This window comes from Mycobacterium sp. (assembly GCF_050701675.1).
GTDB lineage: Bacteria > Actinomycetota > Actinomycetes > Mycobacteriales > Mycobacteriaceae > Mycobacterium.
The window spans coordinates 1-7,062 of record NZ_JBOGDD010001014.1 but is presented as its reverse complement, the minus strand read 5'-3'; the positions used below and the strand labels follow the sequence as shown (position 1 = coordinate 7,062).

Below are 7,062 nucleotides of genomic sequence, written 5' to 3'. Positions count from 1 at the left end.
CCGGGTCCGCACCGATCCGGACGTCGCCCGCCGACTTTCGACTCTGGAGCGCGTGCGCCGCGACGTTGCCGACCTCGGCGTCGACGCTGCCTCCGCACCCGACATTCCCGCCGACGTCACGGCACGTGTCGGCTCGGCCCTGCGCAATCAGCCCCCGCCGGCGAACCGGGTGCACGATCGGCGCGGCCCAGGGACGGCACACGCCGCCCGCGCTCCCGTCCTGCGATTCAGCACCGCTGCCGCCGTGTCGGGTCTGGCAGCGGTCATCGCCGCGGGCGCCGTCGGCACGGTGATGCTCCTTCGCAACGATTCCGTTGGCCCGTCCGGTGCCGCGCCCACCGCATCGTCGATCACGGTGGCCCGCCCATCGGGTGGCATCCCCCTTTCGGACGCGGAACTCCTCGCGCTGCTCAACCAGCCCCAGGACCTGGGCGCCCTCGCGAGCCCACGTCGTCGGGCGTCGTGTCTCATCGGGCTCGGCTACTCGGCGGGCACACCCGTGCTCGGCGCGCGACCGCTCGACGTCATGGGCAGGCCCGGGGTGCTAGTGCTTCTCCCCGGTGACGTGCCCAGCCGCGTCAATGCGGTCGTGGTTGCGCCGAACTGCAGCTCCGTCGACACCGGTCTACTCGCCAGCACGGTCGTCAGCCACACATGACGCGTCCCGCACGCAAGGATGGAACAGGCGGGCTTACGCTGGTGTTATAGGCCGTACGTAGAAAGGCGGACATGACTAGCTCTTCCCCCGATTTGGGCACGCTCCACGATGTGATCATCATTGGCTCGGGTCCCGCTGGTTATACGGCCGCGGTGTACGCCGCGCGTGCCCAGCTCAATCCGTTGGTCTTCGAAGGGGTGCAGTTCGGCGGCGCCCTGATGACCACCACCGAGGTGGAGAACTACCCGGGTTTCAAGGACGGCATCACCGGGCCCGAATTGATGGAGCAGATGCGCGAGCAGGCCCTGCGATTCGGTGCCGACCTCCGCATGGAGGACGTCGACGACGTATCGCTCGACGGCCCCATCAAGACGGTCACCGTCGGCGATGAGACCTTTCAGGCCCGGTCGGTCATCCTCGCGATGGGTGCGGCGGCGCGACAGCTCGACGTCCCCGGTGAGATGGAGCGCATCGGCACCGGCGTCAGCACCTGTGCCACCTGCGACGGCTTCTTCTTCCGCGACCAGGACATCGCAGTCATCGGCGGCGGCGACTCGGCCATGGAGGAAGCCACCTTCCTCACCCGGTTCGCCCGCAGCGTGACGCTGATCCACCGCCGCGACGAGTTCCGCGCGTCGAAGATCATGCTCGAGCGCGCCAGGGCCAACCCCAAGATCACGTTCCTGCTCAACACCACGGTCACCGAGGTGGAGGGCGAGCCCAAGGTCACGGGTGTGCGCCTGCGCGACACCGTGACCGGTGAAGAGTCCAAGCTTGCCGTGACGGGCGTCTTCGTGGCGATCGGCCACGATCCGCGTTCCGGGCTGGTTAGCGGCAAGGTCGAACTCGACGACGAAGGATACGTCCAGGTCAAGGGGCGTACCACCAGCACGTCGATCGATGGGGTGTTCGCGTGCGGGGACCTCGTCGACCACACCTACCGGCAGGCCATCACCGCCGCAGGCAGTGGTTGTTCGGCGGCGATCGATGCCGAGCGCTGGCTCGCCGACAAGGACGATCCAGAGACGATCCAGAGTTGAACCCTCCCGCTTCAACCGATTCATAGACACGAGGAGCACCACATGAGCGAGACCACGAGCGCGACCGTTGCCGTCACCGACGATTCGTTCTCGACCGACGTTCTCTCCAGCAGCACCCCGGTATTGGTGGACTTCTGGGCGACGTGGTGCGGCCCGTGCAAGATGGTCGCCCCCGTACTCGAGGAGATCGCCACCGAGAAGGCGGGCGCGCTGACCGTCGCGAAGCTGGACGTCGACGCCAACCCGGCCACGGCGCGCGACTTCCAGGTGGTGTCGATTCCGACGCTGATCCTTTTCAAGGACGGCAAGCCGGTGAAGCGCATCGTGGGCGCAAAGGGCAAGGCTGCGCTGTTGCGCGAGCTGTCTGACGCCGTTTGATTTGCCGTTCCCGATCGGAACCCGCGGTCCTGATTGGCCTGGAGGTTTTTCGAATTATCGTCTCCGTCTGCGACAATCCTGTTCATGTCTAGTGTGCGCCGCGGGGATCGGGGGGTCTCGGTCGTCGAGATTCGGTCGGCACTGGCCGCGCTGGGCATGCTGGACAGCCCCGATGCGGATCTGACCACTGGAAAGCACGTGGCGTTCGATGCGTTCGACGAGGACATCGACCATGCGGTCCGAGCGTTCCAACAGCATCGTGGACTGCTCGTCGACGGCATCGTGGGTGAGGCGACCTACCGTGCCCTCAAGGAGGCGTCCTACCGGTTGGGGGCACGTACCCTGGCCCACCAGTTCGGTGCGCCGATGTACGGCGACGACGTAGCGACACTGCAGGCCCGCTTGCAGGACCTCGGTTTCTACACCGACCTGGTCGACGGCCACTTCGGCCTTCAGACGCACAACGGCCTGATGTCCTATCAGCGGGAGTACGGTCTCTACCCGGACGGTATCTGCGGCCCAGAAACGTTGCGCTCGTTGTACTTTCTCGGTTCCAGGGTGACCGGTGGCTCCCTCCACGCCATCCGCGAGGAGGAGTTGGTTCGTCGCTCCGGCCCACGGCTGTCGGGTAAGCGCATCATCATCGATCCGGGCCGCGGCGGCGACGATCACGGTCCCATCTTCAGCGGTCCCACGGGCCCCATCAGTGAGGCAGACATCCTGTGGGACTTGGGAAGTCGTCTCGAGGGCCGGATGACGGCGATCGGCATGGAGACGTTCCTGTCCCGGCCGGTGGGCCGTAGTACGTCCGACGCCGAGCGGGCCGCGACGGCCAACGCCGTCGGCGCCGATCTGATGATCAGCCTCAGGTGTGCCGCGCTGCCCGGCTCCCCCGCCAACGGCGTCGCATCGTTCCACTTCGGCAACGCACATGGCTCGGTCTCCACCATCGGCCGCAATCTCGCTGACTTCGTCCAGCGAGAACTGGTGGCGCGCACCGGACTACGGGATTGTCGTACCCACGGCCGCACGTGGGACCTGCTTCGCCTGACGCGCATGCCCACCGTCCAGGTGGACGTCGGCTACATCACCAATCCGCACGACCGCGAGCTGCTGGTGTCGCCCCATGCGCGCGATTCCCTCGCCGAGGGCATCCTCGCCGCCGTGAAGCGGCTCTACCTGCTCGGCAAGAACGACCGTCCGACGGGTACGTTCACCTTCGCCGAACTGCTGGCCCACGAACGTTCTGTCGAGCAGTCCGCCGGGCGCGCAGCCCAGAGCTGACCTGCTCTCAAACGCACAGAACTCGCGCCGGCCCCCACGGGCTGCTGCAGTTGGGCGCTTTCCAGCAGCCGCTCGAGAGCAGCCTCGACGTCGGCCTTCCAGCCCAGCCCCTGCTCGAGCTCGAGGCGCATGCGTGGGAAGTACCTGTGCGGAGCGACGATCTCAAATCCGACGTCTCCCAAGAAGTCTGCGTCGATGACACACCCATCCAACGAACAGTCGCCGAGAACCTGGACCGCTGAGCGAAGGTCGGGCGAGACCTTCTGCGGGTCGGCGAGTTCGGCCGCCTCGGCGGTCCGCCCGAATGCCTCAAGCGCCCGAACGCCGCGTCGCACCAGGTCCCCCACCACCGCCGCCATCAAGGCGCGGGTGAGCCCTTCGCCGTCGTCACCGGCTTCGACCCCCACGGTGGTCAACAACACGGCGTCGGCGCTGACGGGTCCGGTCGGGAAGAGTCCGGCGCGCGGAACCGCACGCGGCGGAGCGTAGAACGCGAACCCAAGACACGGCTCGTCCCCGCTCGACGTCGACGCAGTGAAGTCGGCTTGATCCGGCTCGCACGCCACTGCCAGCTGTCCGCAGGAACCCCACTCCAGCATGACCATCGACAGCCACGCTTCCTTCTCGAACTCGGGGTCGGCGAGGTGATCGTCACCCTGCAGGGTGGACGGGTCGACCTCCCAGAACACACATCGCCGCGCGTGCTTGGGCAGCTGCTCGAAGCCTTCGAGCCGCAGCGGCGTGATTCGTGCTGACACTAGACTCCCCGCGTTTCTGATCGGCCGGACGGCCGTGGCCGCCACTCCAGGATAGAAGCGGACGACGAGCGCGGTTCGATTTCTTGCCGGAACGTCACGCCGGAGCTCAGCGGATACCCCGTCGCTTCGCTCGCCGACATCTGGCGAATTATGTTGCTGCGCAAGGGATTAGCTCCTCAGAGTGTCGGCGGAGCCGGGCTGGGCGCGCCGATGTGTCACAGTGACGTAATTACGCGGTATGGACGGTCATGCCTTGGATGAGTTCATAAGGTCGACTATGCGTTGGAGGTCGTCGACCGAGCCGAACTCGACCACGATCCTCCCCTTGCGTTTGCCAAGACTCACGGTGACCCGGGTATCGAACGCTGAGGAGAGGTGTTCAGCAACGTCCTGCAGGCCCGGCATCTGAATCGGCTTGCGCCGCTGTGCCGGGGACGGATCCTTTCCGTCGTCCCGGTTCGCGAGGGTCACGGCCTCCTCGGTCGCGCGCACGGAGAGGCCCTCTGCGACGATCCGGGCGGCTAGCTCCTCCTGCTTCTCGGTCCCTGCGTCCAGTGCCAAGAGTGCACGGGCGTGACCGGCGGACAAGACTCCGGCCGCCACCCGCCGCTGAACCGCGATGGGTAGGCGCATCAACCGAATCATGTTGGTGATCACCGGACGGGATCGACCGATCCGCACCGCGAGTTCCTCGTGCGTCACGCCGAACTCGTCGAGAAGCTGTTGGTAGGCCGCGGCCTCTTCCAACGGGTTCAACTGAGCGCGGTGGATGTTCTCGAGGAGCGCATCGCGCAGCATGCTTTCGTCGGCTGTCTCGCGGACGATCGCGGGGATCGCCGTCAGGCCGGCTTCCTGAGCGGCCCGCCAGCGCCGCTCCCCCATCACCAGTTGGTAGCGCGGCTTCCCCTCGACACCGTCGAGTGCGCGCACGACGATCGGCTGCATGAGTCCGAACTCGCGGATGGAATGGACGAGTTCGGCCAGTGCCTCACCGTCGAACACCTGGCGCGGCTGCTTGGGGTTCGGCTCAATGACCGCTGGGTCGATCTCCCGGTAGACCGCACCGACGTCGCTGACCGGTTCGACGACCGCCGTCGGCGCACCGCCGTACATGACATCCGCTGCGGCGTCGCCCATGCCCGGGGTGCGCTGCCCATCCACACCTTCGCTGGGACCGGTCGGAATCAGCGAGGCGAGTCCACGGCCGAGTCCGGTTCGCTTGGCTGGCGGAGTCATCGCGTTTGTCCCTTCGTTCCGGTGTGGGCCCGTTCCGCTATCTCGCGGCTGGCGTCGAGATAACTCATTGCACCGCGCGAACCCGGGTCGTACTCCAAGATCGTCATGCCGTAGCCCGGTGCCTCGGACACCTTGACGCTGCGCGGGATCACGGTCCGCAGCACCTTGGCTCCGAAGTGCGCCCGGACATCTTCGGCGACCTGGTCCGCCAGTCTGGTTCTTCCGTCGTACATCGTCAGGATGACGGTCGTCACGTCGAGATGCGGGTTGAGATGGGACTTGACCATCTCGATGTTGCGGAGCAGCTGACCCACTCCCTCGAGTGCGTAGTACTCGCACTGGATGGGGATGAGGACCTCCGGTGCCGCGACGAGCGCGTTGATCGTGAGCAGGCCGAGCGACGGTGGGCAGTCGATGAACACGTAGTCGAAGTCGTGCTCCCGAAGGCTGGCCAGCGCGTTCCGTAGACGACCCTCGCGGGCGACCATGCTGACGAGTTCGATCTCCGCGCCGGCCAGATCGATGGTGGCAGGCACGCAATGCAGAAGATCGTTGTAGGTGCTCTGCTGAACCGCCGCTTCAATGCTGATCTCGCCGATCAGCACTTCGTACGACGAAGGTGTGCCGGGACGGTGATCGACCCCCAGCGCGGTACTCGCATTGCCCTGCGGGTCGAGATCGATGACGAGGGTTCGCAAACCCTGCAAGGCGAGAGCAGCGGCGACGTTCACCGCGGTCGTGGTCTTGCCGACTCCACCCTTCTGGTTGGCAATCGTGAAGACCCGTTGGTGCGGCGGCCGCCGTAGTTGCCGCCCCTTCGCGTTGTGCAGTATGCGCACCGCGCGCTCGGCTTCCGCCCCAATTGGGGTGTCCGCAGCCGTCGGCTCCTTCCATGCCTCCTCGACGGGCGGCTGCCATGTTTCACGTGAAACATTCGGCGAGGGCTTGAGCGGCTGAGCATCGGGTGCCTCCCCCGCGCCTCTTGGCGGTGGCGTCACTTGCTCCTCCTCGTCGACCGGTTCGGCCGTGGTGATCGTTCGTCCCGCGGTCCGCGGTTCGTGCCCTGCTGATCTGACTCCCGGGTCGCTCCGCTCCTGCCCGCCGGCCGGGAGCCCGCTACCCGAGCCGACCTCACCGCCACGACCACGGTTGCGGGCGGAGTCAAATAGTTCACGCCACATTCCATCACCTTCACGTCCACGGCACCCAATGACTTCATCGCGCGACGGTGTTCATCGACCTCCGCGGCAGCCCGCTCGCCCTTCATGGCAAGCATGCGACCACCGGGCCGGAGCAACGGGAGACACCATCGGGTCAACTTATCGAGAGACGCGACGGCCCGGGACGTAACCACGTCGATGTCGCCGGCTTCACGACGAACCGATGGTTCCTCAGCCCGCCCGCGAATGACGACGACACCCAACCCGAGGAGCTCGACCACCTCTGACAGGAAGTCGGCGCGGCGCAGGAGCGGTTCGATCAGCGTGACACTCACGCCCGGTCGCGCAAGCGCGAGCGGTATGCCAGGAAGGCCGGCGCCGCTCCCGACGTCCGCTACGCGCTCATCGTCCGTCAACAGTTCACCGACGGCCGCGCTGTTGAGGATGTGACGATCCCACAAGCGTTCGACTTCACTCGGGCCGATCAGCCCGCGCTCGATACCGGCGCCCGCGAGTATGCCGGCGTACCGCTGTGCCAACTCGAGTCG

General features: G+C 66.5%; 8 protein-coding genes. 4 read left to right on the top strand and 4 right to left on the bottom strand.

Annotated elements, in window-relative coordinates:
- From ACRDUX_RS31210 to ACRDUX_RS31195, 4 genes are all read left to right on the top strand, one after another.
- The coding region (locus tag ACRDUX_RS31210) for an RsmA family anti-sigma factor (protein ID WP_526419774.1) at nt 1-658 on the top strand (658 nt) is incomplete at its 5' end.
- Between the two features lie 71 nt (nt 659-729).
- Nucleotides 730-1,698, top strand: a complete 969-nt coding sequence (trxB, locus tag ACRDUX_RS31205; protein ID WP_526419772.1) for a thioredoxin-disulfide reductase — start codon at nt 730-732, stop codon at nt 1,696-1,698.
- A gap of 42 nt (nt 1,699-1,740) precedes the next feature.
- Entirely contained in the window at nt 1,741-2,076 is a 336-nt protein-coding gene (gene trxA, locus ACRDUX_RS31200) for a thioredoxin (protein WP_526419770.1), read from the top strand.
- 84 nt (nt 2,077-2,160) lie between these two features.
- Complete coding sequence (locus ACRDUX_RS31195) at nt 2,161-3,360, top strand: N-acetylmuramoyl-L-alanine amidase (protein WP_526419769.1); 1,200 nt, start codon at nt 2,161-2,163, stop codon at nt 3,358-3,360.
- Here the strand turns inward: ACRDUX_RS31195 and ACRDUX_RS31190 are convergent.
- The 4 genes from ACRDUX_RS31190 to rsmG all read right to left on the bottom strand — a co-directional run.
- Complete coding sequence (locus ACRDUX_RS31190; RefSeq protein ID WP_526419767.1) at nt 3,252-4,118, bottom strand: acetyltransferase; 867 nt, start codon at nt 4,116-4,118, stop codon at nt 3,252-3,254. The genes ACRDUX_RS31195 and ACRDUX_RS31190 overlap by 109 nt on opposite strands.
- A 246-nt stretch (nt 4,119-4,364) precedes the next feature.
- Nucleotides 4,365-5,354 carry a ParB/RepB/Spo0J family partition protein gene (locus ACRDUX_RS31185; RefSeq protein WP_526419765.1) on the bottom strand — a complete coding sequence of 330 codons (990 nt, stop codon included), beginning with the start codon at nt 5,352-5,354 and terminating at the stop codon, nt 4,365-4,367.
- Complete coding sequence (locus ACRDUX_RS31180; RefSeq protein ID WP_526419763.1) at nt 5,351-6,352, bottom strand: ParA family protein; 1,002 nt, start codon at nt 6,350-6,352, stop codon at nt 5,351-5,353. The genes ACRDUX_RS31185 and ACRDUX_RS31180 overlap by 4 nt, the downstream gene beginning before the upstream one ends.
- The coding region (rsmG, locus tag ACRDUX_RS31175) for a 16S rRNA (guanine(527)-N(7))-methyltransferase RsmG (protein WP_526419761.1) at nt 6,349-7,062 on the bottom strand (714 nt) is incomplete at its 5' end. The genes rsmG and ACRDUX_RS31180, both read right to left, overlap by 4 nt.

Excerpts from the sequence above, each read along its gene's own strand:
- trxB (WP_526419772.1), top strand. The coding sequence starts at position 730 with ATGACTAGCTCTTCCCCCGATTTGGGCACGCTCCACGATGTGATCATC.
- trxA (WP_526419770.1), top strand. The coding sequence starts at position 1,741 with ATGAGCGAGACCACGAGCGCGACCGTTGCCGTCACCGACGATTCGTTC.
- ACRDUX_RS31195 (WP_526419769.1), top strand. The coding sequence starts at position 2,161 with ATGTCTAGTGTGCGCCGCGGGGATCGGGGGGTCTCGGTCGTCGAGATT.
- ACRDUX_RS31185 (WP_526419765.1), bottom strand. The coding sequence starts at position 5,354 with ATGACTCCGCCAGCCAAGCGAACCGGACTCGGCCGTGGACTCGCCTCG.